The sequence below is a fragment of the Methylomonas paludis genome (assembly GCF_018734325.1).
GTDB lineage: Bacteria > Pseudomonadota > Gammaproteobacteria > Methylococcales > Methylomonadaceae > Methylomonas > Methylomonas paludis.
Map to the genome: position 1 here is coordinate 2,309,445 of NZ_CP073754.1, position 26,864 is coordinate 2,336,308.

Here is a 26,864-nt window from a genome sequence, read left to right on the forward strand (position 1 = left end):
TAAGCTTTGATGATGTTGAAGAATTTGATTTGGCCGGTGTGGCTGTTTTTGCTGAGCAGTTGTGCCACACCAGGACCACCCAGCGAGTTGGTGCCGTTTTACCAGGTGGAAACCCTTAAACCTTATGATGAGGTTTTGGCAGAACTTGAAGTGGCAATAGCCGAACATAATTTTCGCATCACCGGCCATAGCCGAGTCGGTAAAGTGATACGTGAGCGTGGCGCAGTGAATTTTCCGGAGTATGACACCATTCAATTTTGTAATCTGACCCTGGCGCAAACTGTACTGGAAATCAGCCCTCAAGCCATAGGTTTTATGCCCTGTAATGTGGTGGCCTATCAGTTTGCCGGTAAAACCATCATCAAGACCCATTTGCTGCCGGAAGATAGCGATAATGCCAAATTAAACCAATTTGCCCGGGACATGAATCCGCAATTGCAACAAATAGTCGATTTTGCCGCACAACCATAATTTTAATAACATTAACAACAAAGTGATTAAAACACCATGAATAAATTTTTGCCTTTGCCATTTTTAGTGCTCACTCTGCTGTCTGGATGCGCCAGCACCCCAGAAACGCCTGCCGTAGCTGAGCAAGCTGCTGCAGATACTGCCCCGGCAGTGACGTTTCTGAATGAATACCCTACCCGTGACCGAGTGGATTATGTACTGGAATGCGTTGCCAAACACGGCGGTCTGAGTTATATCAATCAATATGCTTGCGGCTGTAAACTGGATAAGATTGCCGACCAGTTGAGTTTTGCCGATTTTGAAGCCGCCAAAACCTTTGGTCAGATGCAAAAAACCCCAGGTGAAGCGGGCGCACCATTCCGTGACCCGGCTCAATCTAAAGATTTAAAAACCCGTTTGAAAGAAGCTGAGGCTCTGGCCGAAAAAGCCTGTTTTGTGAAATAACTCATTTTTCAACTCTTATTCCGATGGTGTTTATGTTCAAGCCACTAGCTACTGTGCAATACCCAAAATTTAAACTGGCTATCGTGGCATTACTGTTTGTAAATGTATTTCTATATGCATTGACCGACACGCTGACCAGCACGATAGACGCGCTGGTCTGGCTGGCCTTGCTGATAATATATGAGCTGGAGGCAACTAAATTCTGGACAGCGTTGACTGCTGAGCGTCTGCGGCATATCCGCAACGTGTTGATTGTAGCAATCACTCTGGTATTTTTCAGTTATGTCAATACCAGTGAATGGCTGGATACTTTAAATGCATTATTCTGGTTTGTGTTGATCGGCTTGCTGGAACTGGAAATTCGTGCCCCGGATTGGGTAAAAACCCATCAAAACAACTTTTGGCTGGCAACTATATTGGTGTTTGCCTGTCTGATCGCAATGGTATTCGCCTGGTTATGGCAAGGGGCATGGCTGGATGCTTATGATGGGGTGTTATGGATAGCGGCATTTGCTTTTATTGAAGTGGATTTTTTTCAATTTTTGAAATTGAAAAAACAGTAATCAAGCCAAGTTTTCTCTGCTGGCTTTGCCCTAAAGTCAGCCCAGTAGTTTGTATAATAATGAGGTATTGATATGAACATCAAAAATTATAAAATCAGTTTTATCATACTATTATATTTATTTAGCTTTGCCGGCCATGCAGCCGACATCAGTGCCGGTAAAAGCCGGGCAGTCGCCTGTCAGGCTTGTCACGGTGCTGATGGTAACAGCACAATTCCGCTACACCCCAGTCTGGCTGGTCAAACTAGCGCCTATCTGGAAACTCAGCTACAACACTTTAAATCGGGCGCCCGGATTAATCCCACCATGCAGGCACAGGCCGCAGTTTTAAGTGATGCTGATATCCAAAACCTGGCCGCATACTATGCCGGTTTACCGGCTAAATCGAGCGGCGGTGAGGTAAATTTGGCCAAGCAGGGTCAGGGCAAAGCGACTATGTGTATGGGCTGTCACGGTGAAAAACTGAGCGGACGCGGGCAATTTCCCAGTCTGGCCGGGCAACAGGCTGCCTATTTGAGTAAACAATTACACGATTTTAAGAGCGGTAATCGTAAAGCCGGAGCGATGAATGCTTTTGCGCAATCATTAAGTGATGAGGATATCAGCACACTAAGTGCTTATTTAGCCAATCTCAATCATTAAACCTTCACAACAAACAGTAAGGGTGGCTACAACCAGTTTGCCAAAAGGCCAGACTGGTTGTAGCCTGAGGATTAGGCCAGTGCTTTTAGGGTATCCAGCACTAATTGGGCGTGGCCATCATGATTGACACCGTACCAAGCTTCTACCAATATGCCTTGCTTATTGATAATAAAGGTGGATCGCACAATCTTCCATTTTTTGACTCCGTCTTTTTCGACTTCCTGCCAAACCCCATAGCTTTCGGTTAACTCACCGCTAACATCAGCCAATAACTGTACGGTCAAGTCGTATTTTTCGATGAATGCGCGGTGGCTTTCGCAATCGTCTTTACTGACCCCCAGTATAACTGTATCCAGTGCGGCAAATTCGCCGGCCAGCGCGGTAAAGTCTCTGGCTTCTATGGTGCAGCCCGGGGTATCGTCTTTAGGATAAAAATACAATACAACATTTTTCTCACCCTGATAAGCTGATAATGACAGCAATTCATCGTTTTGGTTTAATACACTGAAATCAGGGGCTTTCTGGTTTTTTTTTAAAAGTTCTGACATGGTGATCTCCGTAACACTAGCATTAAATATCTAAAAAATAGGTACTTACTCAGTTCAACGTGGCGTGACCCTTTTTAAACAATTACTTAGCTTCGAACGATGCACTGCACTGCGTTTAGCCCATCGTACAACTAATTGTTTTTTAAAGGGATACTTGAACCCTGAGTAGTCACAAAAATAGTTCTTTTAAACTTAGGTCATCTCAATTAGCGCTGAATTCACATAACGCTAAGGATTTTGTTCAATTATCCGGCCATCATGCCCGGTGAACAAAGTTGTTGTTAAGCCGAAAAAAATCCCGTGTTCGACAATACCGGAAATACTGTTGAGTTTATCATTGAGAGTGCGAGTGTCCAACTCTGGTGGAAATATCACATCCAGTACCAGACTGCCGTGACTGGTAACGGCTAAGCCATCGCCATTGCCACTGGGTCTCAATCTACCCTGCCCGCCTAGTTGGCTAACTTCGCGCTGCACCATTTGCCAGGCAAACGGGATAACTTCCAATGGTATGGGGAAATTTTGGCCTATATGCTGTACACGTTTACTTTGATCAATAAGTACCCAAAACTCAGTGCCGGCTTTAGCCAAAAGTTTTTCCCGCACCAAATCGGCACCCCGTCCTTTTAACAGACTTAAATCCGGGCTGACTTCATCGGCTCCATCAACATAAACATCAAGCACACTTATGTGTTCTATACCCAATAAGGGCAAACCATACTGCTGGGCTTTGAGACTGCTGACCACTGAACTTGAGACGGCCTTAACTTGCAAACCTTCTGTTACCACCCGAGTAGCTAGAGCTTCGATGAAATAATTGGCGGTAGAACCGGTACCCAAGCCAACAGTCATTCCGTTTTTTATGCGTTGCGCCGCAAAATGGGCAACTCTTTGCTTATCATTCATATACATCCCTCTTTGGCGCTTAACAATTAACTGGGGAAGCCTAGCGCATCAAAACAACCCAGTCGATGGCTTATCTTATTTTTAAATCTTAGCTCATCATTTATTATGGCAATGTCACCTGCAATGGTGAAAAACTAAGGCCACCTATTTCCTTGTTTCTTAATGGCTAAGTATGCCGTTAATTTGTTGCATTAAGCTTTAAGCTATAAAAATACCATCAGTGCCAAGCACCCGAACTGTTTGAAAACAACTATCCGATTATCTATGCTTATTGTTCCAGATCACTTACTCTGGTTTCCAGGTTTTTAAACTTTTGTAACAGCTCCGGCAATTTGCTTAGAGCCGCCAGTTCCCGCCATGCCAATTTACGGTCTTTGGCTGGACTGCCAAACACCTGAGCACCAGGCTCGACATCGGCTGAAATTCCGCTGCGCGCCATAATCACTGCCCGTGAGCCGATATTGACATGATCGGCAACCCCAGCGCTACCAGCAAGTATGGCACCATCACCTATGGTGCAAGATCCGGAAATACCGGACTGACCGCAAATGATGACGTTACGCCCAACAATATTGTTATGGCCCAGTTGCACCAGATTGTCGATTTTACTCCCGGCACCAATGCGCGTTGCCCCCAGCGCCCCACGATCTATACAGGTATTTGCACCGATTTCCACAAAGTCAGCAATTTCCACATTGCCGACATGAGGCACTTTGATATGCTGATTATTCCGAAATTTATAACCAAAACCATCAGCACCAATAATAGCTCCAGCATGAATAATCACATGATCACCTATCACGCAATGATCATATATGACGGCATTGGCATGAATACGACTGTATTTACCAATGCTGACATGATTGCCGATTCTGACTCCGGCATCAATAGTGGCACCGGCACCAATACGGGTAACAGCACCTATACTGACAAACGGACCAATATGCACGTCTTCACCCAGTTCAACCTGCTCTGCCAGCACGGCTTGGGTGGATACTTGTCTGGTATATGCCGGTTCTGGATGCAGAAGTTTAACGGCATCAAGAAAACTGATTTCAGGATCATCGCAAATCAGCAAAGTCAAACCATCTGGTATCTGCTCATCAGCCAGTTTTACGGATATGAAGCAGGCTGTCGCTTGTGTGTCTTTAAGATATTTTTTGTATTTGCTGTCGCTTAACACGGTAACCTGATGCGCCAGAGCAGACATAATGTCAGCAGCCGAGCTAACTTCCTGCTCAGCATTGCCACCTTGCACCTGAGCCTGACAGAGTTTTGCAAGTTCCGTAATCAGCATGATATTTCCTATTTCCAAATTCCAAATATATTAGTGAAATCATCGGTCCAAGATCTCAAACCGAAGGTTAGCGGCAATTTTTGCCAATGGCCAAGCTGGCTTTGCTCCAAACGCAACAAGCGTTCTGGGTGTTTGCTTATTACCACCCAATCAGTAGCAACCACTAAAGGGACAACGTGATCAGGTTTAAATTCCTGCAATAACCCGGATAAATGCAATTGGTTGACGTGATCAGCCAAGACTTGCTTTAAAGCCAAGTGTCGATTGGTGATATGAAAAGCCAACAGGCCATCATCGGTAAGCTTGCTTAAATACAGCTCTAAGGCTTCGCGGGTCAATAAATGGGTGGGCACTGCATCAGAGCTAAAGGCATCCATGATCAATAAATTAAAACTATGATCCGGGGCTTTTTGCAAAGATAGCCGGGCATCGCCTATCACCATTTCCGCCCGATTGTTACAGCGTTGCAAGTAATTAAACCAAGCAGGATTTTTGGCGATTGACACCACTCTGGGGTCAATTTCATAAAACTGCCATTGCTGCTGATCTTTGGCATAACAGGCCAATGCTCCTGCTCCCAAGCCTACCGCACCAATTTGCCAGTATTGATTTTCAGCATCATATTCGCTAAATAATTGTCCAATTGGCCCCGGACGGCTGTAATAGGTTAAGGGCGTAGTGATATTGGCGGCAGTAAGCCGCTCGGCACCGTGTTTAGTAGTACCGTGATACAGTTCGTGGACTTTTTCAGGATGTTGGTTTTCATCGGCAATCACGGTTTCTCGTACCGATAAAACACCAAAAAAACTACGCTCCTGATATAAAGTGTTGGATGCCAAGCTGTGCAAACCAAAGGTAAAGATCAGAATCACCGCCGTCAGCATACCCAGTCCCAGCGGTGACTGGCGTAACGCATAGCAAAGTCCGGCCAGTAATATCAATGCCCCACCGATCACATCCAGATAATCGAATAATTCATCGGTATTAAAATAAATGCCAAAACCACCTATCAGCAGCAATGCTGGAAATATGGCTTGTAAATACCAGCCAGGCTGAAAAAAACCTGGTCTCAGCAACAAAGCGGCGACTATCATAATTGGATACTCGTAAACCGCATTAAAAATAAACGGAGCCACAAAGGTGTTGAACAAACCGCCCAACATGCCGCCGGCCGACATGATCAGATAAAACCGAGTCAAATGGCGGGTATGCGGACGGCGTTTTGCCAGTTCGCCGTGACAGACCATACTGGCTAGAAAAAATGCCGCAGAATGTAAAATCAAATCCAGCCAATACGGTAATAAGGCTGGATTAATAAAGGAATAAGCAATAAATATCAGCAATAATGCCGGCTGTGCCGCCAACATGGCTGGGTGCAGCGCATCACCCCATTTGGAAAACACCAAAATGAACGTCAACAGATACAAAGTCAGCGGCACTATCCACAGTAGGGGTACAGAGGCGATATCGGTGCTGATGAATTGGGTTAAACCTAATAGCAAACTAGATGGTACAAACGCCAGAGCCAACCAGTGCAGTTGGTCGAGAACCGGAAGTGGCTCAACTTCGTCATTGGCAGCCTGACTATTTTGATTGGCCTGTGAGCGCCATAGCAGCCAGGCACATAAACCCACCAGCAAACATAAGCCACCATAGCCTAAACTCCAAAATAGGCGCTGGTCAGCCAAACCGACATTTGGTTCCAGCACAAAGGGATAGCTGAGTAGGGCCAGCAAACTACCGGCATTGCTGGCAGCATACAAAAAATACGGATCATGACTGCTATGATGACCGCAATGCGCAAACCAGTTTTGCAGCAAGGGCGCGGTGGTGGAAATTATGAAAAACGGCAAACCAATTGCCAGAAACAGGGTTTTGACCAACCAAAGAGCGGGGTTACCTTCGTTTGGTGGTGCCAGATCGGTAGGCAGAGCCACCGGCAAGGCAATCAAGCTGATAGCCAGTATGGCTAAATGTATCATTACCTGACGCTGCCCAGAGTGATGACTGCTAAGCCAGTGGGCATATAAATAACCAAGAAAAAGCAGGGTTTGATAAAACACCATGCAGGTATTCCACACCGCCGGCGTGCCGCCCAACAATGGCAACAACAACTTACCGAATAACGGTTGTAGAACAAACATTAAACCAGCACTGGCAAACAAGGTGCCGGAAAACAATAAAACCGGCGAAAACCTGGCTTTGTCGGGTGATTGCAACGTAATGTTCATTATTATTATGATTATAGCTATAGTGACTAGGTGCAATGATAAAACATTTAATGCACCTTGTGGCTTTTTCGGAAACCCGGCTACGTTTCCAGCCCACCATTGCTGGGTATGGTGGGTTTCTAATCAAACATCACCGCTACAAGCAGCAGTTGTAAGATTTAAATTTTCTAGCGAAGCGCCTTTAAGGTTACAGACCATCATTTTCTGGTGTTAGCTAAATCCATTTGCCTTATGCGGAAAATGAGACCCTCCTCTCAGAAACGATTTCTTTAGTTAATTATAATTTTCACCAACATAGCGAATAGTTGCATTGCTTTTGCTACTTTTGCCATGTTTTCTACCTGCCAATATTTCAGTTTAATGAGCCAATATTTTTAGGTGTAAACCACTTTGCATGACAAATAATTTACTTGATTAAAACAATGCTAATTCAAATAGGCTCCATGACCATCAAAGAATTCGTATTAATAAAATTTTATTGATTTGACCGGATTTCCTTATTTTTATTCAGAGAAATCCTTAATGTTATTTTTATACTCTGCGGAGGTTTAGATGTATATCAAAAAAAGGCTTACTGAAAACAGAATACAGCCTTGTTTTTTAAAACCGGGGTTTGCCAAATCCCGTGCCGGCATACTAGCAACAATTTTGCTGGGATCTACAAGCTTATTATCTGAAGCCGCTTTAGCAACAGATTGGGCCACCACTGGCGGTACATTAGACGGCCAACGTTATAGTGCGCTTAACCAAATTAACACCACCAATGTGGGCACCCTGACCGAGGACTTCTCAGTCGATACCGGAACCAAGGGCAGTCACATGGGTGAACCATTAGTGGTGGGATCGGAAATTGTCAATGTAGTTGTCGCCTCGACGTTTAAATCTTAAGCGGCATTTTTGTTCTGAGTTGTCTCCTCTGTATTAGGTTTACTGTTAGTCACTGGCTTATCAGGATTAAGGTGGACTGCTTGGATGCAATCCCAATTCCGCGTGTTACCAGTCCATCGCTTCGGGTTTCGATCACGGGCAGCCTCATAAACGGCTTTACGCTTAACCAGTAGGCCTTGATCTAAGCCTTCATGGCGTTGCGCTGGCGTGACAAACCGGATGGCGCTGTGGCGATGCTCGTGGTTGTACCATTCCACCAGTCTCGTTACCCAGTCACGAGCATCCGTCACCTTTGCAAACGGCTTTAACGGATAGTTTGGCCGGTATTTTAAGGTCTTAAAGAGCGATTCTGAGTAAGGATTGTCGTTGCTAACCGAAGGCCGACTTAACGAGGGCATGACACCGAGTTGTTGCAAGGTTGCCAGCATGGTAGCGCCTTTCATGGGGCTACCGTTATCAGAGTGCAGTATCAGCTGTTTGGGCTGTATCCCCTCACGATGGCACAGGTCACGTAACAATTCGCCTGCCAAGGTACTGCTTTCCTCTTCAAACACCTGCCAACCCACGATCTTTCGGCTGAAAATATCCACAAACAGGTAAAGATAGAAAAACTGTCCACGGATTGCTGATGGCAGATAGGTAATATCCCAGCTATAAAGTTGGTTAGGTACGGTGGCACAGAGGGCACGCGGTTTAGTGCGGGATTGAGCAGGGCGTTCACTGCGACGGTGTGCCAATTGGTTTTCTGCTCGCAGTACGCGATAGAATGTCGATTCAGAAGCCAGATAGCGGCCTTGATCGGCCAGCCGAGGTACGATCTGACTCGGCGGCAGATGCCCAAATTCATCGGAATTGGCAACAGCCAACACCTCGGCTCGCTCCATGACGGTAAGCTTATGCGGCGGTTGATATTCACGTAATGGACGTTGATCACAATGAACGGTCTCACCGGTCTGCCAGCGCTGCAAGGTGCGTTCGCTTAAACCCAGCACTTCACAAGCTTGGGCTTGCCGCGCACCCGCTATTATCGATTCATTCAGTAAAACAATTACTTGCTTGCGCTCTTCGTGGGCAGTCATTCGACCTCTCCCCCCAAGAGCGCTCGGAACTTTTTTTGCAGAACCAACAGCGCGGCGGCTTCTGCTAAGGCTTTGTCTTTGCGTAACAACTCTCGCTCCAGGGTATGAATTTCCGCTTTTAGGGTATGCACTTCACCTTTTTCAGATACGCCACCCTGACGACAGAATTCAGCTTTCCACTGCTCAAGCTGATGAACGAATAACCCTTGTTCACGGCACCAGGCATTCAAGTCTTCCCCGTTCAAGCCATAAGATTTCTGTAACGCTGAGAGACGTTCTTCAGGACGCCAATCATCAGGGCGTTTCGATTTCGACGGTAGATCTCGGGAGTTATGCAATTTAGCTTTTTTCATCCATGTTTTTAGGGTTTGCCAGCAAACGTTCAAGTCCTTCGCAATATCCTGAATCGATTGGTCGTTTCCACGGTTGTAAACTTTTCTCAGAGCTTGCTCTTTGAAGTCTTCAGAATACCTTGTATATGTTTTCATCTCTAATCTCAAATTTTATTGGCTTTAAAAATTTGAGACGACAACTAGTCTGACGCGGGGGGGGATCAACATTATATGTTGTCACGCCTTTTCCAAATAAGTTAATTGCTTATGATTTGGCGAATAAAGGTGCCAAACGCTGGACTTATAACCCAGGTGTTAACAGCTATGCCAAAGGGGTGAATTGTTGCGATGCCATCAATCGAGGCGCTGCATATGCCAATGGCAAGATAGTGTTTAATTTATTGGACAATACCACTGTCGCTGTTGATGCGGTCAAAGGTACTGAAATATGGCGCAATACCACAGCGGACGTACATTCTGGCGTAACAACGGCAGGCGCACCAATTATTGTCAACGGCAAAGTCATTGTGGGCACGGTTAGCGGCGAGATGGGCGTGCGCGGCTGGGTGCTGGCACTTGATCTGGTTACCGGCAAGGAATTATGGCGTGGTTATCACACCGGACCCGATAAAGATGTATTGATTAACAGTCAGACCAAACTGCCGTATACCACATCGGGTCAAAATACCAATTTGGGTCAAACCAGTTGGCCTGGCAATACTTGGCAACAAGGTGGCAGCTCCGCCTGGGCCTACCTGACTTACGATAAGGAAACTGATACCGTGTTTTATGGTACCAGTCAGCCTGGGGTATGGAATCCGGAAATTCGTAGTCCTGGCGATAATAAATGGGGCGCATCGATTTTTGCCAGAGATCCCAATACCGGTGCGGTGAAATGGGTATATCAGGTTACCCCGCATGATAACTGGGACTATGATGCCATTAGTGAAAGTATTCCAGTTGATCAAACCATCAACGGCGTTTCCCGTAAGCTGCTGGTACATTTTGACAAGAATGGCTTTGCTTATGCATTCGATCGTGAATTAGGTGAAATCATTAGTGCGAATCAATTTGTCACCGATGTGAATTGGGCCAGCCAAATTAATTTAACTACCGGACGGCCATTGGTAAATGCAGACAAACTTACCCATACCGGCAAAACAACTTATGACATTTGCCCCTCGGCACTGGGTGCTAAAGGTTGGGAGCCTGGCTCCTTCTCGCCAAGTACCGGTCTGTTCTATATGCCTACTTTTAACTTATGCATGAAACAACACATGTTAAGAGCTGAATATGTTTATGGCGCACCTTATATGGCGATGGACATGGCGATTACAGGTGCACTGACTGATCCAACTTATACCAGCGAATTAGTGGCCTGGGATGCCACCAAAGGACAAAAAGTATTCGGTTTAAAAGAACCAAGCGCCATATACGGCGGAGTACTTAGTACAGCCGGCGGCTTGGTGTTCTATGGTACTCAGGACAAAGTCATTAAAGCAATTGATGCCCGCCCTGATAAGGCCGTTAATGGGGTACCCAAGCTGTTGTGGTCAACCAAAATGGAATGTAGCACAGTCGGCAATCCTATCACCTTTACTGGCCCAGATAACAAACAACGAGTTGCCGTTTTCAGCGGTGTAGGGGCAATGGCTGGTGGTTTTGGTGGTGGTGCTTGTACAGGCAAGAATGGCGGTAAAGTTCATGTCTATAAACTTCCGTAACAAGTAAAAAAGGTCTCGGCATGTTCACCAAGTTTCATAATTGTAATGTATGGCTATTTCTGGCTTTTTGGCCATTGCTTATGTCCCATAGCCAAGCTGTGATTGCCAAACAGGAACTGCGTGTTTGTGCCGATCCTGATAATTTACCGTATTCCAATCGTAAACAAGAGGGTTTTGAAAACAAAATTGCTGCGCTTTTAGCCAAGGAATTGCACGCCAAACTGAGTTATACCTGGCAGCGACAAAAAAATGGCTTTATTCGGCAAACCCTGGGGGCCAACCGATGTGATGTGGTAATGGGAGTCCCTTATGGTTATGAACGGGTGCTTTCTACCCAACCTTATTATTGGTCCGGCTATGTATTTGTCACGGCACGGAATCGTCATTTGTCTATCGCGTCTTTTGACGATCCGATACTGCGCCAGTTGAAAATTGGGCTGCATGGTATCGGTAACGACGGCTCAAATTCCCCGCCGGCCAGTGCGCTTGCCGTGCGTGGTATTACCGAAAATATTGTTGGTTATTCCATGTGGGGCGATACCACGCAGAAAAACCCACAGGCACAAGTGATTGATGCAGTGGCTAAAGGTGATATTGATGTTGCGATTGTGTGGGGGCCAATTGCAGGTTATTACGCCAAGAAATACGGCAATGACCTGGAGTTGACACTGGCACCACATGACCCAAAGCTGCCTGATATGCCATTTGATTATGAAATTGCTTTGGGTGTTAGAAAAACCGATCAAGCATTTGCGGAAAAATTGGAAAAAATACTGGAAAAGCAGCAAAGCCATATCCAAAACATACTTTCTACATACAACGTTCCGCTTATTTAAGCTGTTAAGGAACCAGTTGTATCAGATATCAATACAGATTGAATGACCGCTCAAATTTAAAATTAAGAGGCAAATCATTATGAGAGCTCTACCTAAATCTTTTAAACATGTGTTAGGGGCAATGACCCTAATATTGATGGTTAGTGCGGCAAATGCCGACCCAAAAATAATCAGTACCTATAAAGCCCGGAATTCTGCGGAAACCGAAGATGGTTCAGGTGGAAACACCGGCAGCTCCGGAAATACTGGAACTACCAGTAACAGTACTACTGCTACTGGTAGTGCTAACAAAGCTGCTACAACTTACACTATTCCCAGTAATTTCAATTTTAATTGCAGCACTAGAAATCCTAAGGCTGATGCGATCGAAAATGGCCGCAGAGCTTATGTACGACTGAATTGTACCGTTTGCCACTCAAGCACCGGTCATGGCGGTACTATGGGGCCAAGTCTGGTTGACGCTGGTGGCGATGTGGCCGAAGCGGTCACCCAGGGTCAAGAAGGCGGTATGCCATCATTCAAAAAATATTTATGCCCTAATGATATTGCCGATCTTACCGCTTATATTAATACACTGGGCTCCAAAGCTTCGCCGGACTTCACGGACTGGTGGGTCACCAACCCTCCGGCCCCTTTTGTGGACAGCGCCCCTTAGTAGCCGGTTAATAACCGACTGTTTGGCGCTTTCAGCAAATCTTTTAAATCTGTTTTTGAGGAAATATTTATGAATTGGGAAACACCTAGCTTTACCGATCTGCGTTTTGGTTTTGAAGTAACCATGTATATCTATAACCGTTAACGCTAAATTTAGAACGGGGTTATGTTGAGAGACTGCCCCGTTTTGGCAATTTTAAGGCGCTCGGCTTTAAAGACTTCCAGTAGCTCGACCGCAACTTTTTTATTGGATCAGTTTCTTTTTTGTTCAACTCAGGTTTATGCAACAGATCAAACAGCACCAGGGTTTCCTGGGTTAACTGCTCGCGCATAACGCGAGTTTCTTCTTCAATATCGCCTATCAACTTGATCAAGGCGAGAATGATTTCAAGGTTTGTGTACTTGTTTCCAACAAAAACACAACGATGATGCTTTCTTAACTGATTTAATCGAAAAAATACCTGCCACTTTCAAAAGTACGGCTGAAGTTTATGCATTTTTCCCGGCGGAGCACGATGTGCGAGACAACAAAGAATCGTTACCGACGGTTAATGCGCCGCCTCAATCAAGCGATTGAATTGAATGAAAAATTCGTTATAACCGCCATTAGCTTCGGCAAAGCGTAACGGTTTGACCCTGTCCACCAAGACCTCGATTATTGCCGGATTTTCTTCCAGCAACTCCAATGTTTCCGATATGAAATCATGCAAAGGCATGGCCATCGGGTCGCTTGCCTGTTGCGCACCCATCAATTCCGTCTGCACGTAAGGAGGTGCTATTTCAATCACTTGCACTGGAGTCTCTCTGAGTTGGTAACGCAGCGATTGGGTATAGGAATGAATAGCTGCTTTGGTTGCACAATAAGTCGGCGTCATGGCCAGCGGCAAAAACGCCAGTCCAGAGGTAACATTGATAATGGCCGGATTTTCTTTGCTTTGTAAATGGGGTAACAATGCGGCGCTTAGCCGGATCGGCCCAAGCAAGTTGGTGGCAATGGTATTCTCGGCCACATTAAGATCCACTTCGGATGCCAGTAAATTTTCAGGCTCCATAATCCCGGCATTGTTAACCAGTACATTCACATCTGGATACTGATCTAAAAGCTGTACGGTAAATTGGCTAATGGCTGCTGAGTCAGTCACATCCAGCGTCAGATAACTGATTCCGGGATTAGCCCTTACCGTTTCCTCCAGTAAGGCTAGCCGCCGCCCAGTAATGATGACTTTATTGCCTCTGTGGTGAAAAGCTTCAGCCAGCCCTCGGCCAATACCACTCCCGCCTCCGGTAATTAAAATCGTATTGCCGGTTAATTTCATAATGCTCTCCAAATTCAGATATTAATGAGATACGACCATAAAAACCATAGTTTCAGTGGTAATAAAATTGATGAATTCAACGCTTGAATGTCAGTAGTTTGGATGATTTTATTGCCAGAGCAGCTTTTTAAACCAACAAAAGGGCTTAATTTATGTTGATTACCTTTAAGCACACATAATGCATTATGATGCAATTTTAAAAAAAATTCAGCATACTGAGATAAAAAACCCTGTAAAAACAGGCTGTAATATTTATACGACCAGCCTCATTTTGTTATACTAGGACTTGAATTAGCCACATAACATATTGATTAAATGACATTACTTTAAGTTGGCACGATGGCCGGATTTGAAATGGTTGTAATATTTTGATATTTAATGGCTTATTTTCTGATGTTTAAAAGTTGTAACAATAATTGGCATAAATTTGGTTACTCATGACAACACTGGTCTATGCCGACAGAAACCTAAAACCATTACAGCCTTCCTCTCAAATGTATTAATATCTAATACAATCATCAAATGAGGACAGCGTTATGCCAAGAAATACCTCGGTCACACTGGGCGAGCATTTTGATCGATTCGTCTCTGACAAAATCAAAGAAGGCCGCTTTCAATCTGTCAGTGAAATTGTGCGAGCCGGCTTGAGGAAGCTTGAAGAGGATGATACCAAATTACGAGCATAAAGAATGCAGCTACAAGCCGGTGAAGATAGCCCAATTGTAAGCAAGTTTGACGGCGAGGAATTTATTGCCGCAATGCATAAAAAATACATTAAATGACTGCGCCGTACAGGATTCGCCAATATGCGACCAACGATCTGGAGCAAATCTGGATACCATTGCTTCCCAGAAGGGAAACACTTAATTTTCTATACCATAGCAGAAAATAGTATTGTTACTATTGGCGTACCTCACTAAAGCATGGACAGCACCAGTTATTTTGAACAAAATACGGACAACTGATTACCAATCTATCCATCAAGCAAAGCCATCCATCTCTTAAGCCTTCAGTAAAACCAAAAACAGAATAATCAAATTTTGTGCGTATAATACCTAGACAGTCTAGACAGATATGGGAGAAAATTATGCATTGGCAATTACAAGAAGCAAAAAACAAGCTGAGCCAGGTCATCCACGAGGCACAAACCACAGGTCCACAGACCATAACCGTACGCGGAAAAGAGACCGCAGTTGTAATTTCGGCTGCAGACTATCAAAAATTGACAGATAAAAAAGACTCATTACTCAAATTCTTCCAGGAATCACCCTTGACTGATGTAGAGCTTGATTTGACGCGATCCAAGGAGAGTGGCAGAGATATCGAGCTATGAATTACCTTTTGGATACCTGTGTCTTATCCGAATTAATAAAACCACAGCCCAACCAGAATGTCGCCACCTGGATTGAAAAAATTCAGGAGTGCCATTTGTACATCAGCGCTCTGACTATGGGCGAAATTCAAAAGGGAATCTCTAGACTGGAGAATTCAAAAAAGAAACAATCACTCCAAATTTGGCTGGAACAAGATTTGGCCGCCCGATTTTCGGGCAGAATCTTGTCTGTAGATGCTGAAATCTCACTTGAATGGGGAAACATGCAAGGACAAGCGATTCGCTCAGGAACGACATTACCAGTCATAGATAGCCTGATCGCAGCAACCGCAAAATGTCATAACTTGACGCTTGTAACAAGAAATTTGGAAGACTTCAAAAATCTGCCGATCAATTTGAATAATCCATGGCTATAAGCTCTACAGAACATATTTTTTGCATGAATGCATGCTAAAACGTGTTACGTCCCTTTTCCTTGAGCCGTTGGGCTTAACCAACAGATAAAGGCCGTCCCAGCATTCAGGTGTTTATCTTTCGCTTCCGGCTTCGCCTTGCGTAAGCCTGCATCGTTAAGTAGATGTTTTGCCATGCAGAATCCCTCGATTTATAGTAACTGAGCAGTACAAATGCAGTAACCTTTTTATCACTGGCATGGCATTACTGTAAAACTTACTGCAAAATTTGCCGAGTGTTGCTGCATTTCCTTGTACTTCTCTGGACAACAAAAAACCCGCCAAGCCTTACAGCTTACGGGTTTCTGGAGTTATTCGGCTTGCTTAGAACCTTGAATTGGTACCGATGGCCGGATTTTAACAATCTTTTACTTTCATATAGTTATATAAGTATTGATGCAATTCTGATGCAATTAAAAAAATCATCATGCTGCATTTTTGACATGAACGACAGCAATTATTTGACTGCCAACACTCAGCATTATTTATCGAGCCGGTTCAATTCCTAAAGACGTTCTTGAATAGCATCCTAAGATCTACGCTTAGGAATAGTGCAATTAGATTGACAAGGTAAGATTTTTTCCTTACATTATCAATCTACAGTTTATGGAAACACAAAGATGCCGCACATTCATGAAACCGCTACCGTCACATCAAAAGGCCAGATCACCCTGCCCAAACCTATCCGCCAGGCATTAGGTATTTCAGTCGGCGAAAGGATTGCCTTTGATTTGAGAGGAACAGAGGTCATCGTAAGCAAGGCAGAAGAATCCGAACATGTAGACCCTGCCATCGTGGCTTTTTTATCCTTGCTGGAGCAAGACATTCAATCAGGAAGCCACCTAAGCTCTCTGCCGGATGATTTAAAATTAGCGATGCTTAATCATCAAGATCACAGTATCGATCTTGATGAGGAAATTTTGGGCGATGTCGAACTATAATGCAGAAACAGGGATGGACACTGCTCTTTCACGCCTGTTTGATCGAGCAACTACAAAAACTGAATGCTGCCGCTAATCGGGCTATCGAATCTGATCCTGAAGGTTTTGAAAGTAATGCCAACGTCAAGCTGTTACGAGCTTTAAGCCAGCTTATTTTAGAAACCATACCCAGCGACCCGGCGCGGGAGGAATATCGCCAAGGGAATACAATGGGCGCCAATTACCGCCATTGGCGGCGCGCAAAAATCGGTCGGCGATTCAGATTGTTTTTTCGGTATGACTCTAAAGCAAAATTGATTATTTATGCCTGGGTTAATGATGAACAAACCCTGCGCTCAGCCGGCAGCAAGACCGATCCCTATACTGTGTTTCAAAAAATGCTGGAACGGGGCAATCCTCCGAATGATTGGAAAAATTTGGTTGCGGCATGTCAGGAAGATTTTTTAGATTAATTGAACGATTAACTTAATAACTAGATCAAAAAATGACTTTAAGGCCCACTGATGGAGAACATATAGCTAGAATTGGATACGAAGCACAAGATATGAAAAATCGCCACCCAATCAAAATTGCCTACATAAACAGGGTAGAGTAAGGAACAGGCTTACGCCTGCCCCTCCTCATCAAACCGTGCTTGCGCTATTAACGCACACGGCTTTCCGATGCTCTTGATACCGAGGGATGCGCTGAGTTCCAACCTGCAACTGTCGGAACTTTATATAGCCCGTATTGCTCGTAAAGATCGCGGCGTGGAAATCGGATTAAAGCCGCTTTCCTGTTTTTGACCTTGTAGCGTTTCAGCAAGTGGGTTCGCAGTCGGTCTTCCGCATGTTGCCTAGCCTTACCCATTATTTGACTTGAATTGCGGTAATGGAAGTAATTCGCCCACCCTCTCAGGCTACGGTTCATTCTTCCCACCACATCCTCCAGTGGGATAGCGGTTAGATTCCTGGCTGTCAGCTCCGTTAATCTCGCCTTGATTTTCTTTAGCGATTTATCTGCCGGTCTGACATTCGGATACGGTTTTCCGGTGCGTGCCCCTTGACTCATCTGAATCGTAAAACCTAGGAAGTTGAAGCTGGCTTGCTTGGCGTCCACCCTATGGGTCTTGGTCTCATTGAGGCTGAGACCCAGTCGTTCCAGTACGTGGCGCACTACTTTTAACGGCTCCTCTACATCCTGTTTACACAAGACGACAAAATCAAAGGAGGCACATCCCCTACAGTCACCTTTTACCCCTAGCATGCGCTTACTCTAAAACTTACAGCAAAACTTGTCGAGTGTTACCGCATTTCCTGGTATTACCCCAAACAACAAAAAACCCGCCAAGCCTTACAGCTTACGGGTTTCTGGACTTATTCGGCTTGCTTAGAACCTTGAATTGGTACGATGGCCGGATTTGAATTGACTGTAGTAATATGATTTTTATGGTCTTATTTTTTGAAGTTTAAAAGTTGTAACGATAATCGGCATAAATTTGGGTTTTGCCTCACTTTGTCCAAGCAGTTCCATCCGGGTGATCTGACTAATGCCGGTTTTTTCAATAACCAGCTCTGCTTGTTCAGCAAGCTCAATCGCGGCATCATGTCCTTTTATGTAAACCAATAACCATATTGGTGTCTAGAAGGTATTTAATCCCACTCATTGCGCATTTCCTGTTGAATAAGCAACGGGTCACCATTCAAATTAGGCGAGGATCTAAGCACCCCGACAAATTGTTTCCAATCCTTTACAGACTCTGTAATGCCTTGAGGCTTCCTGGGCTTGGAAATTTTCAATATGAATAAATGTTCGTTTTCAGCTGACACTATTTAACTCCTCTCAAGATCGCTTTCCGTAAAATCACTGCCTTGAATACATTACCATCACGATCATCAATGAATTCAATATCCGGGTAAGCCTTTAGCGCTCGCAAAATACCACTTCCCAACCCGCGATATGGCAAAACTCGCGGTGCAAACGAAGCAAGAATAGGATTTCTAACATTTGAATTGCCCAATTTAATATTTTCGACAGTTAAATTATTGGGTAAATGACCTGGGCTGATGATTTCCATACGATTAGAAAACACTAATACTTTTACTGGAGCCGAAACGAAATAATCCCGATGAATAAGTGCATTAGCAATTAATTCTTCCAAAACAATCCTTGGGATTTCCGGCTCACCTAATGAATTTACCCCTTGTTCTCGCTGTTGGTGGTGAATATTACCCAGTACAAAACTTAAGGTTTTTTGGAAAATATCGGACAATTTACCGAGAATATCCTGACTATCGCTATAAATAGTATCGGCAATATCTTCTCCCGGAAACGCTACTGCTTTGACAATAAAAACTGGTAAACGAAGCTGCGGTCTTTGGGAAAATAAAAGAGCCCCGCAAAGATTGAGCTGACCCGACCTCATTAAATTCATATTCTCCATCAGTTGCGGCAATGAGATTGCTTGTTCAACTAAAGGCTCTCCAACAAATTTCTCAAAAAACGATGCGAAGAAATCCATGTCAACATCAGCAACAGACGTACCTTGAACAGGGATTTCATCAGCATGTACTAAGGCTGCTTCCTGGTACATACGCTGCAATTCTTCCCTGACAGTGACTTTTCTTTTGTCTCCACTGTTTTTTACCCAAATAAAACCCTGATTGTCCATGTAAGGTTTACTGATACCCTGATCTATCGTAACGACCATGACCATACCATCTGGTAGGGCAATATTTTCAGTAATGGGATTGATGGGCGGGCGCACCGATTGACTTGCCGCATTCGAAATTAACTGATTGAGCCTTCTCATATCACCAGCATCTAATCCCGCAATACTTCCATCATCGTTAACACCGATAAGTAAAATACCGCCCTTAGAATTACTAAAGGCGACCATTTCCGCAGCAACTGCGTTTGCGTTGGTTAAATCTGCCTTAAACTGGTGCCTACTATCCTCGCCGTTGGCGATAATGCTTAATAATTCTTGGGTTTCCATGCTTCATATACCTGTTTGCGTCTCTCAAAGGCTTCTGCACCACCTTCCATAATGCCGACGATATTTTTTTGAATTTCTACGCAATCTATACTTCCGCTGACAGTAGAAATCCGTTCATCAATATACTGGCATGCAATCACTTGTTCAGCATCCCCCAAAACAGGAATATTGGCATTGTGAGTCGCAAAGATGAATTGTGTTTCCGGTTTAAGTGTACGGACAAGCTTAATCACATCGTCGTATATGGTCTGATTATCCAAATCGTCTTCGGGTTGATCGATAATAACGACATCATTGTCTCGCTGACTTAAAACAAACAACATAAGTGCCGAGGCCCGTTGACCAAGGGAATGATGCGCTAAAGCCTTACCGTGAAATTCGATGGTAAAAGTATTGGGCACTTGCCACGTTAACAATGCCTCAATATTGTCTTCAAAGTATCGCCAAAACGTTTCCGCTGAATTTATTAACGCTATAGCGGCGTCAACCGAATCATAATCACGCCACATTGCACCAAAATCGCTGTATTGATCAATCATACCCTGTAACGTAGCTTCTCTAATACGGCTGCCCCGAAAAAGGTCTTGCATGTGCTTAAGCATGGCGTCCTTATTCGCTTTGAATTGAGGCACTATCCGCAAAGGTGAATCGTTTCGATTGATGCTTGCTAAAACTTTTTCAATAACCCGATATTCTTCAAGCCAAAGCTCATTTAATTTACTCAGCTCGATTTCGAGCATCTTTTTCAAGTCGGCATATTGTTTCTCGCTTTTATCCAGCACAGCCAGCATTTGATCTGCTTGATCCAACAGTGTTTTTAATTGCTTAAATTCCTGTGGACTGATTGCTTGTGCGCCAGCTTGCTGCAATTCACCCGCCAGTTTTCGCTCAATTTCCGCGAACTCTTCCTTGAGCGCCTGCTTTTTCTGGTTGAACTGAGCTAACTTTTGTCGCAGCTCTGTTAGCAACGGCTTCCCTTGAGCTGAAACATGTTTGATAGTTTCTAAGCCTTGCAATACCTGCTTAAAGGTCGCAAAAAAATCATCGAAAAAGGCCTGATTATTAGCTGATTTATAGCTGAGCTGATTTTTTAATTCGTCTTCGTTGCTAGCTATAAAACCAACCAGTTGCTCTAAATAATTCTGTGTTTCTTGTATCACCTGACCGGCTTTACGTTCGTCGCGATCAAAGTCAATCTGCTTTTGAAGTTTTTCCTCAACGCCATGCTGTTGATAAAACCTTAGCTTGAATTCGGCATCCTGTTTTTTTTGGGCCCATTCCTGCTTTTGTTCGGAGGCGCGTTTAAGCCGCTTGATATGAGCAATGGCATCCAATACCGATAATTTTCCAGCTTCGATTTTTTGCCTTATCGGAGCCAATGATTCACCGACCAGCTTTTCGATTAAATCTTTTTCAAAGCCAGCACCAGTACTAGAAAGGTCTTTCTGCCCAAAGTAGATGGGCTTATGCAATACCGTTTCGCGTATAGATACACCCGGTTGAAGCTGGCCATTAACATAAACATCTGGGCGTTCGTTCAATATTCGGCGTATTTGATAAGGCTGACCACGACGATCTACAGCATCAATGGTAATTTTACCGCCACTACGCAATAGGTGCTTAACCAATCCTTCCTTATATTCAATATCCGATGCCTTATCTCCAAAAGGAATATTTAACGCGTAACGAATTCCCTCTAATACAGAAGATTTGCCACTGCCCCTAATGCCGATTAATGTATTTAGCTCTGGAGACAGGCATACTTCGGTACCACCCAAAGCGCCTACCCCTTCAAAATAAATCTTTGAAATATATGAGTGGCTATAACTAGGCTTTTCCTTGCGAACACGATTAACATGATCAATCAACGCAAATTTAACTGCCTCAAAATTGAAAGCACCCAACTTCAGGTAGCATGCATCTTTTCTTGCAGACATATCGGAAAACTGCTTTGCATCACAGCCTTCAACCTCGGCGGGGTAATCACAACCCAATTCCTGCTTTATTTTCTGCCGCTCGTTATGAGTGCGAACTTTTTGGAATCCAAGCACTCTGCGGCTTACCGTTTCATTAGCAAATAATTCCTTAATTCGCCCCGGCAACAAACTACCCCACAAACCGTTTGGAGCTTCCACATGCGCAAATATCAAAAAATACTCTTTATGAAACTTATCCAGTTCGCGAATCGTTTCTACAATATCATGATTTGAGCGGGCGTTTTCTTGTTCAAAATTTGCTTGTCCAGCAAAAGTCACACTGAGAAAGCTCTGGATATAATTCCCTTGCTGCAAATTGTCTATCCAGTCGCTAGAAAACACCACCAAGGTGTGAACTCCAGCCTGACCGTCTTTTATCGACAGCTCGATACCGGGCAATAAACCAATACCCGCCTTACGTGCCGCTTTTCGAAGAGATTTGAACTCTTGCAAATCGAATTTATTATGATTGGTAATCACGCCTAATCCTATGTCTGCCTCAACCAGCGCACCAACATAAGCTTTTAAATAATCATTATCCGCACCCTGATATCTAAATTCTTTATCGGCATGGGTATGAAGATGAAAATCGGCTTTCAGCCAACGACTACCATATAAGAAAAATTCATCGGTCACTTGCAAACTCCTTATTCTTAATTACCCCCAAGTTTAATTGCGGTTTTGGCGGAATGACAATCATGCCGTACGGGTCGCCTTTGTATTTGTCGGACACATACTTCATAAATAACAGGGTCAGCACATAGTCCTTGTACTGGCTGACGTCCATGCCACCGCGCAGTTCATCACAACTGGTCCACAAAGAAGAATAAAATTCGGTATTTTTAAGCGCCATTTTTGGTTTTCCGTTAACTCATCGTCCGTTACAGCAAATCGGTGTTTAGGCCGGCAGCCTTAAGCCGTTGAGTCAAATTACGCATTTTGCTGAATTCAGTTCCAAAACTTTGCCGCAGGCCAACACCTTCACAAAATTCCTTAGCCGTAATATGCTGGAGTTCATCGGCATATTTGATCATTTGCAGATGAAGTTCAACGGTATATTGATTGCGTTGGGCTTCAGCCAAGGCGCGTTTTATGTTGTCGTAAATTTCTATTTCAACCATTGGTGATTAATCAGACTAATGAATAGCTAACTTAGCTAATTTAGCTAAATTTGATTCATATAGCAAGAAACCGTAGAAATTTTTGTTCTCAGTTTTTTCAGAGCACATAAGTGATTGATATATATAAAACTGCTAATTTCTATACATATCGTTAAAAACAAGTATAAGAAATTAAATTTTTGTAATTAGCCGCAATTAGAAAATTCTATCGCCGTAGTCATTACATCTTCTTGGAATATCGTCCAATGGCCTAAATTGCTGTTTAGTACAATAGCTATTTCGCAGGTGCCGGCATTCAGTGCAAAAACGCCTATCGTCCGGAAATTTAACCGGCAATTTGGATTGTAGTTGCTTGTCCACCCAATTCAATAGCCAATAAAGTTTGTCTGGGTTACGGGCGCATTCATATAGCACTTCTGCTATGATTTCCTTATCAGATTCGCCTATGGCCTCCATATAAGCCAGGATTTTTGCCTTGTCTAATTGAAACAAGTGAGTAGATTCAACTTGGAGTTCATAAACAATTTCGGCTTTATGCTGCTTTAAAAATTCCCGCTGATTTTGTGTCAGAGCGCTGGCCGGACTGATGGCTAGAGCATCGCCCTTCAGTGCAATGTTAAAACCGGCTTCACGGATTTTTTGCAGTGCGCCCATATCAGAACCACTCCACATCATCCTGTAGAAGTTGAGTAACGGTTTCGGCAGTTTTATCCGCTACAGCGCTACAAGTCTTAACCACTGCGGGTTTGAGTGTTGCCCCTGATAGGTTGTTGCCGCAACGGGTGGCATCATTCTGAAAAACCTTGTCCTAGGTTTTGTGTAGCGCTAATGCTGGCTGAAGCGGGATGTAGCGTTTGGAGATTTTCATCCGCTACACTGCAAGCCTTGTCTGCATTGGCTTGTAGCGTTGTAGCGGCAGAAAGGGGAATATCGTCCGGAATTATTTTGTTGGATAAATAGCGATTAAAGGCATCGGTAAATTCTTCCAGACTATAGCCCTTTTTTACCTGGTGGCCGATGCGGACATCCTTGGGTTGAATTTTATAACCTTTGAGATTGTCTGCAATTTGTTTAGCTGTGATAGGCTGATTTTTATTGCAACTGGCCCAGCCTTTCGCCTCATCCAGACATAATGCGGTAATCAGGTCGACTGTAAAAATCCTATCCGTATGCAGGCTGGAAAATATGGCCTGGATATCAGCCAGCAGTTCCTGATTCCGGCTCATTTGCGCGTCCTCGGCTCCGGCAAGTTTTAAGGCGGCTGTTCTGGCTAGTTCCGGCCACTGTCCTGCGGCGACATCGGCGATAGCAAGCAAGGCTTCCCAGTTATCTTGCGCCCGGTCATTCAGGGCTTCCGGTAAATGTGGCCGGGCGGTTCTGATTTGCTCATGATAATCTTCAGCAAACCTTGCCAGCTTAGCGGACAGTGTGCTGAATAATTCCGGTTCGGCATGGCGTAAGCGCTCAACCTGTTCATGTGGCAACTTGCGGCGCAGCTCCAATATCACGGCTCTGTCCATCAATGTATCGGCCAGATGTCCGATACCGGAAATAACTTTTGCGCCCCAAACGTTAAAACGGGTGGGTATAAAGTTTTCGCCAACCACCCGTATGATATAAGCGCTCTCGCGGGTATGTCCGCAATTAATCAGCCCGCGCAATTCGTCGTTTTCGCGCATGAAGGCATCGGCTTCATCGACCAGCAAAGTTGGCTGCCAGGCATCAATTGCCCGAAACAAAGCTGCCGGAGAAATATTGGCCGCCATCAATGGCCGACAAACCATCCGTCCCAACAAGAATAGCAATTGCGATTTTCCGCAACGTTTTTCCGGCGCGGTAATGATTGCCAGTGGCGCGATCTGAATGACGTCGATGAACCAGGTCATGGCTATCCATAAGCTGGCGGTAATGGCTATTTCCGCATCGCATACGATAAAACGCTGAATACTGTCTCGGATTTCGGTTAATAGTTCAGCAGGATTAACTGGTTCCGGCCAGGCATCAATGGCTTCAAAATCGATACTCTGCCTATCCTGGCCTTTACGTTCTGCCTGGATTAACTTATCCAGCGTAACAGGACGCACTCCCAAGGTTTTGGCATATTCCTTTCTAACCCGGTCATATTCTATTGGCGAAATAGATGCTAAATAACGTAGCGTGGCGGCATCGTCTATATGGGGTTTTGCTGGTCGGTTTTGTACTTCAGTTGTTTCATTATTTTCGAGGCATTTTGCAACTTCTGTCGGCAACAGCTCATCAAAGTCATCCAGTGTTTCAGGCAGAAACTCCATACCGGCCTCCCTTACCTGGATAAGTGACGATTTGCTCTCTTATCTGGACCCAGCGTTTTCCTGGCGTTTTTGATACATCATAAGTAAAAGCAGGCTCGCTGCAATCTACCCAGCATGGCCGAACCGTGACTTGGTAAGCACCTGAAGCCAATAGGACTTTGACAAGCTGCATAACCTGCTCTGTACTTGGGCCTTTGTCCCAGTCTATCAACACACACAGTTCATTCACCAGCCAAATAAAACCGGCAACCGAATCATATTGAGGCATCACTAAAGCCCAAACAGAAGTGTTCATCTGCCAGTGTCTGGCACGTCGCCAGCAATCATGTCCAAAACAAACTATCACCAGCCACGGTGGATTTTCTGAATGCAATTTGTCCGCCAGTGCTCTGCCAAAGGGCGGGAGCTTTTTGCTAGAACCCGATTGCACTACCACACCCCGTTATTGATCAGAGCGCGAATGTCTTCAACACGCCAAACGGTGATTCTTGGCCCGAGTTTGACTGGTGCCGGGAAGCGACCTGATTTAACCCCCGCCCACCAAGTGGATTTACTGACCGGAATAAGAGCCGGTATCGGCGGATTGGCTTTGGGGTTACCGATAATCTGCGCCAAACGCAGATAACCGGTTTCTGGCAGTTGGGGCATAGACATTCTCCTAAATCCAAAAGTTTGAAAATTTGACGTATCCGTTATTTTGCCTAAATCAAAATGCCATTTATCCGCCGCAGCTAGCCAAAACGGCCATCTGCGTCAGGAAAATGCACGTCGCAACTTGTTATCAAACCGTTTCAATTGTTATTCGACTTGAGCGCATCGAGAGTTACGAAACTGAGAACTTATGGCTTCATGCCAGGCAAATAATGCGTTTTTTGTCAGTGCCTTATTTTGCATAAATTAATTTGTAAGTGTGTTGCAGCAAATGTCGTATTTGACATTAGCTGCAACATGATTAAAAAAAATTCAATTTAGAATACGGATGAGCTGAAAACTGTCGCATTTTTAACTCTGGATCGGTTTTTCAATATCGCTATCTCTGCATGAAATTGTCCTTGAAAATTTTTAAGGCATGCTCGCAAAAAATCGCGAATTTGCGATTTTTAGCAGAAGAGGTGGAAATATTTTCAGTCAAAATGTGATACCGACTAAACGCAGGACTCCGGAATAACTGCGTTATGTGGCACAAATTAGGGGATAGCCTTGCCACTTCCTATATTTATTAGGGATTGTGAATTCAGAACCAGAAAACATGCAGATATAAGTAAGCCTAATTAGTGAGTTTTGTTTGTTTTGAATAAATAGGATGACTGGTTACAAAGGTGATGGATTTATTAAAAATGAATCCCTAATAAATATAGGAATTGCTGTCTACAAAACCTAATTTGCAAACGAAAGCGATTAATTTTTTATATCCAAAAAATGTCTTTAAAAAATCAACTAGGGACGAACTAACTAAATCCCTATACTTAAAACTAGGAAAACAGCATGTTTGAAAATGATAGAAATGATCTTGACAGCCAACTGACCGAAGCCGATCTTCTACAGTGGATAGAAGTAGAAACCCATAAGCAATATAATGTCGCCAGAATGTTGGTCGATGATTACTGGCGTATGTTTAAACGCGGGCAGAAAGAAAACCGACGGTTTAAACAAGGCCGGATTGGCGTCAGAATCAGGACCAGAGAAAAATCGCTTTCCTTTAGCATCGAGTGGTTTCGCATTTCCTCGATCATGATCAACGGCAAAAACAAAACGATAGCCGAGTATGTCCGCAAAGGCGCAGGCTTCAGTTACCCACTAGGGCGTTTTCTGCAAAACGAGCCGTAAGCGGTTATCAAACCC

31 protein-coding genes and 2 pseudogenes are annotated in these 26,864 nt (G+C 44.3%); 15 read left to right on the plus strand and 18 right to left on the minus strand.

Going from position 1 to position 26,864, the window contains the following annotated elements; genetic code table 11:
• The first annotated feature begins 12 nt into the window (after positions 1 to 12).
• The 4 genes from KEF85_RS10390 (at position 13) to KEF85_RS10405 (ending at position 2,120) form a co-directional block, all read left to right on the plus strand.
• The gene (locus KEF85_RS10390; protein WP_215585114.1) at positions 13 to 471 is read left to right on the plus strand and encodes a DUF302 domain-containing protein; all 459 of its coding nucleotides are present in this window, start codon (positions 13 to 15) and stop codon (positions 469 to 471) included.
• 36 nt (positions 472 to 507) lie between these two features.
• Positions 508 to 915 carry a hypothetical protein gene (locus tag KEF85_RS10395; protein WP_215580235.1) on the plus strand — a complete coding sequence of 136 codons (408 nt, stop codon included), beginning with the start codon at positions 508 to 510 and terminating at the stop codon, positions 913 to 915.
• Between the two features lie 32 nt (positions 916 to 947).
• Complete coding sequence (locus KEF85_RS10400; RefSeq protein WP_215580237.1) at positions 948 to 1,478, plus strand: hypothetical protein; 531 nt, start codon at positions 948 to 950, stop codon at positions 1,476 to 1,478.
• Between the two features lie 72 nt (positions 1,479 to 1,550).
• Complete coding sequence (locus KEF85_RS10405) at positions 1,551 to 2,120, plus strand: c-type cytochrome (RefSeq protein ID WP_215580239.1); 570 nt, start codon at positions 1,551 to 1,553, stop codon at positions 2,118 to 2,120.
• Between the two features lie 71 nt (positions 2,121 to 2,191).
• On the opposite strand, the gene KEF85_RS10410 is transcribed toward KEF85_RS10405, so the two are convergent.
• The 4 genes from KEF85_RS10410 to KEF85_RS10425 form a co-directional block, all read right to left on the minus strand.
• The gene (locus KEF85_RS10410) at positions 2,192 to 2,668 is read right to left on the minus strand and encodes a peroxiredoxin (RefSeq protein WP_215580242.1); all 477 of its coding nucleotides are present in this window, start codon (positions 2,666 to 2,668) and stop codon (positions 2,192 to 2,194) included.
• Between the two features lie 228 nt (positions 2,669 to 2,896).
• Positions 2,897 to 3,574: a ribose-5-phosphate isomerase RpiA gene (rpiA, locus tag KEF85_RS10415; protein ID WP_215580244.1), complete on the minus strand. Its 678-nt coding sequence runs from the start codon at positions 3,572 to 3,574 to the stop codon at positions 2,897 to 2,899.
• 268 nt (positions 3,575 to 3,842) lie between these two features.
• Positions 3,843 to 4,871 (minus strand): UDP-3-O-(3-hydroxymyristoyl)glucosamine N-acyltransferase, encoded by a 1,029-nt coding sequence (gene lpxD / locus KEF85_RS10420; RefSeq protein ID WP_215580252.1) that lies wholly within the window; start codon positions 4,869 to 4,871, stop codon positions 3,843 to 3,845.
• Between the two features lie 8 nt (positions 4,872 to 4,879).
• On the minus strand, positions 4,880 to 7,102 hold the full coding sequence (locus tag KEF85_RS10425; protein WP_215580254.1) for a spermidine synthase: 2,223 nt from the start codon (positions 7,100 to 7,102) through the stop codon (positions 4,880 to 4,882).
• A 552-nt stretch (positions 7,103 to 7,654) separates the two neighbouring features.
• Between KEF85_RS10425 and KEF85_RS10430 the strand changes: the two genes are divergently transcribed.
• Entirely contained in the window at positions 7,655 to 7,990 is a 336-nt protein-coding gene (locus tag KEF85_RS10430; protein WP_215580256.1) for a hypothetical protein, read from the plus strand.
• Here KEF85_RS10430 and KEF85_RS10435 read toward each other — a convergent pair.
• Positions 7,987 to 9,557 (minus strand): annotated as a pseudogene (locus KEF85_RS10435) (IS3 family transposase). The gene KEF85_RS10430 and the pseudogene KEF85_RS10435 sit on opposite strands and share 4 nt — an antisense overlap.
• 74 nt (positions 9,558 to 9,631) lie before the next feature.
• On the opposite strand from KEF85_RS10435, the pseudogene KEF85_RS10440 reads away from it, so the two are divergent.
• The 4 genes and pseudogenes from KEF85_RS10440 to pqqA all read left to right on the plus strand — a co-directional run.
• Positions 9,632 to 11,125: pseudogene (locus KEF85_RS10440) on the plus strand (outer membrane protein assembly factor BamB family protein); the annotation flags it as partial.
• Positions 11,126 to 11,205: 80 nt separating this feature from the next.
• Positions 11,206 to 11,961, plus strand: coding sequence for a substrate-binding domain-containing protein (locus tag KEF85_RS10445; protein WP_246534864.1), 756 nt, complete (start codon positions 11,206 to 11,208; stop codon positions 11,959 to 11,961).
• Between the two features lie 79 nt (positions 11,962 to 12,040).
• Positions 12,041 to 12,616: a c-type cytochrome gene (locus KEF85_RS10450; protein WP_215580260.1), complete on the plus strand. Its 576-nt coding sequence runs from the start codon at positions 12,041 to 12,043 to the stop codon at positions 12,614 to 12,616.
• 69 nt (positions 12,617 to 12,685) lie between these two features.
• Complete coding sequence (pqqA, locus tag KEF85_RS10455) at positions 12,686 to 12,760, plus strand: pyrroloquinoline quinone precursor peptide PqqA (RefSeq protein ID WP_215585123.1); 75 nt, start codon at positions 12,686 to 12,688, stop codon at positions 12,758 to 12,760.
• A gap of 403 nt (positions 12,761 to 13,163) precedes the next feature.
• Here pqqA and KEF85_RS10460 read toward each other — a convergent pair whose 3' ends face one another.
• Entirely contained in the window at positions 13,164 to 13,931 is a 768-nt protein-coding gene (locus tag KEF85_RS10460) for an SDR family oxidoreductase (RefSeq protein ID WP_215580262.1), read from the minus strand.
• A 536-nt stretch (positions 13,932 to 14,467) separates the two neighbouring features.
• On the opposite strand from KEF85_RS10460, the gene KEF85_RS10465 reads away from it, so the two are divergent.
• From KEF85_RS10465 to KEF85_RS10475, 3 genes are all read left to right on the plus strand, one after another.
• Positions 14,468 to 14,617 carry a type II toxin-antitoxin system ParD family antitoxin gene (locus KEF85_RS10465; RefSeq protein WP_215580264.1) on the plus strand — a complete coding sequence of 50 codons (150 nt, stop codon included), beginning with the start codon at positions 14,468 to 14,470 and terminating at the stop codon, positions 14,615 to 14,617.
• A gap of 401 nt (positions 14,618 to 15,018) precedes the next feature.
• Positions 15,019 to 15,264, plus strand: a complete 246-nt coding sequence (locus KEF85_RS10470) for a type II toxin-antitoxin system Phd/YefM family antitoxin (RefSeq protein ID WP_215580266.1) — start codon at positions 15,019 to 15,021, stop codon at positions 15,262 to 15,264.
• On the plus strand, positions 15,261 to 15,680 hold the full coding sequence (locus KEF85_RS10475) for a type II toxin-antitoxin system VapC family toxin (RefSeq protein ID WP_215580268.1): 420 nt from the start codon (positions 15,261 to 15,263) through the stop codon (positions 15,678 to 15,680). Before KEF85_RS10470 ends, KEF85_RS10475 begins: the two co-directional genes overlap by 4 nt.
• Positions 15,681 to 15,724: 44 nt before the next feature.
• Here the strand turns inward: KEF85_RS10475 and KEF85_RS16945 are convergent, their stop codons facing one another.
• Entirely contained in the window at positions 15,725 to 15,853 is a 129-nt protein-coding gene (locus KEF85_RS16945) for a hypothetical protein (protein WP_281413632.1), read from the minus strand.
• 483 nt (positions 15,854 to 16,336) lie between these two features.
• Between KEF85_RS16945 and KEF85_RS10480 the strand changes: the two genes are divergently transcribed.
• Both KEF85_RS10480 and KEF85_RS10485 read left to right on the plus strand, forming a co-directional pair.
• Entirely contained in the window at positions 16,337 to 16,657 is a 321-nt protein-coding gene (locus KEF85_RS10480; RefSeq protein WP_215580271.1) for a type II toxin-antitoxin system PrlF family antitoxin, read from the plus strand.
• Positions 16,657 to 17,109: a type II toxin-antitoxin system YhaV family toxin gene (locus tag KEF85_RS10485; RefSeq protein ID WP_215580273.1), complete on the plus strand. Its 453-nt coding sequence runs from the start codon at positions 16,657 to 16,659 to the stop codon at positions 17,107 to 17,109. Before KEF85_RS10480 ends, KEF85_RS10485 begins: the two co-directional genes overlap by 1 nt.
• A gap of 190 nt (positions 17,110 to 17,299) precedes the next feature.
• Here KEF85_RS10485 and KEF85_RS10490 read toward each other — a convergent pair whose 3' ends face one another.
• The 11 genes from KEF85_RS10490 to KEF85_RS10540 all read right to left on the minus strand — a co-directional run bounded on the left by KEF85_RS10490 (position 17,300) and on the right by KEF85_RS10540 (position 25,670).
• On the minus strand, positions 17,300 to 17,902 hold the full coding sequence (locus KEF85_RS10490; RefSeq protein WP_215580275.1) for a group II intron maturase-specific domain-containing protein: 603 nt from the start codon (positions 17,900 to 17,902) through the stop codon (positions 17,300 to 17,302).
• 180 nt (positions 17,903 to 18,082) lie between these two features.
• Entirely contained in the window at positions 18,083 to 18,262 is a 180-nt protein-coding gene (locus KEF85_RS10495; RefSeq protein WP_215580277.1) for a hypothetical protein, read from the minus strand.
• Between the two features lie 26 nt (positions 18,263 to 18,288).
• On the minus strand, positions 18,289 to 18,465 hold the full coding sequence (locus tag KEF85_RS10500; protein WP_215580279.1) for a hypothetical protein: 177 nt from the start codon (positions 18,463 to 18,465) through the stop codon (positions 18,289 to 18,291).
• A complete protein-coding gene (locus KEF85_RS10505) occupies positions 18,465 to 19,634 on the minus strand; it encodes an RNA-binding domain-containing protein (protein WP_215580281.1) in 1,170 nt (389 codons plus the stop codon). Before KEF85_RS10505 ends, KEF85_RS10500 begins: the two co-directional genes overlap by 1 nt.
• Entirely contained in the window at positions 19,613 to 22,246 is a 2,634-nt protein-coding gene (locus tag KEF85_RS10510) for a TrlF family AAA-like ATPase (protein WP_215580283.1), read from the minus strand. The genes KEF85_RS10505 and KEF85_RS10510 overlap by 22 nt, the downstream gene beginning before the upstream one ends.
• Entirely contained in the window at positions 22,236 to 22,463 is a 228-nt protein-coding gene (locus tag KEF85_RS10515; RefSeq protein WP_246534865.1) for a type I restriction-modification system subunit M N-terminal domain-containing protein, read from the minus strand. The genes KEF85_RS10510 and KEF85_RS10515 overlap by 11 nt, the downstream gene beginning before the upstream one ends.
• A 28-nt stretch (positions 22,464 to 22,491) precedes the next feature.
• Complete coding sequence (locus KEF85_RS10520; RefSeq protein WP_215580285.1) at positions 22,492 to 22,731, minus strand: HTH-like domain-containing protein; 240 nt, start codon at positions 22,729 to 22,731, stop codon at positions 22,492 to 22,494.
• A 195-nt stretch (positions 22,732 to 22,926) separates the two neighbouring features.
• Positions 22,927 to 23,385, minus strand: a complete 459-nt coding sequence (locus tag KEF85_RS10525; protein WP_215580295.1) for a hypothetical protein — start codon at positions 23,383 to 23,385, stop codon at positions 22,927 to 22,929.
• Between the two features lie 134 nt (positions 23,386 to 23,519).
• Positions 23,520 to 25,022 carry a DUF3631 domain-containing protein gene (locus KEF85_RS10530; protein WP_215580297.1) on the minus strand — a complete coding sequence of 501 codons (1,503 nt, stop codon included), beginning with the start codon at positions 25,020 to 25,022 and terminating at the stop codon, positions 23,520 to 23,522.
• Positions 25,006 to 25,317: a hypothetical protein gene (locus KEF85_RS10535; RefSeq protein ID WP_215580299.1), complete on the minus strand. Its 312-nt coding sequence runs from the start codon at positions 25,315 to 25,317 to the stop codon at positions 25,006 to 25,008. Before KEF85_RS10535 ends, KEF85_RS10530 begins: the two co-directional genes overlap by 17 nt.
• Positions 25,318 to 25,451: 134 nt before the next feature.
• Entirely contained in the window at positions 25,452 to 25,670 is a 219-nt protein-coding gene (locus tag KEF85_RS10540; protein ID WP_215580306.1) for a helix-turn-helix transcriptional regulator, read from the minus strand.
• Positions 25,671 to 26,507: 837 nt separating this feature from the next.
• Here KEF85_RS10540 and mobI point away from each other — a divergent pair.
• Positions 26,508 to 26,849: a conjugative transfer protein MobI(A/C) gene (gene mobI, locus KEF85_RS10545; RefSeq protein WP_215580314.1), complete on the plus strand. Its 342-nt coding sequence runs from the start codon at positions 26,508 to 26,510 to the stop codon at positions 26,847 to 26,849.
• Positions 26,850 to 26,864 lie beyond the last annotated feature (15 nt).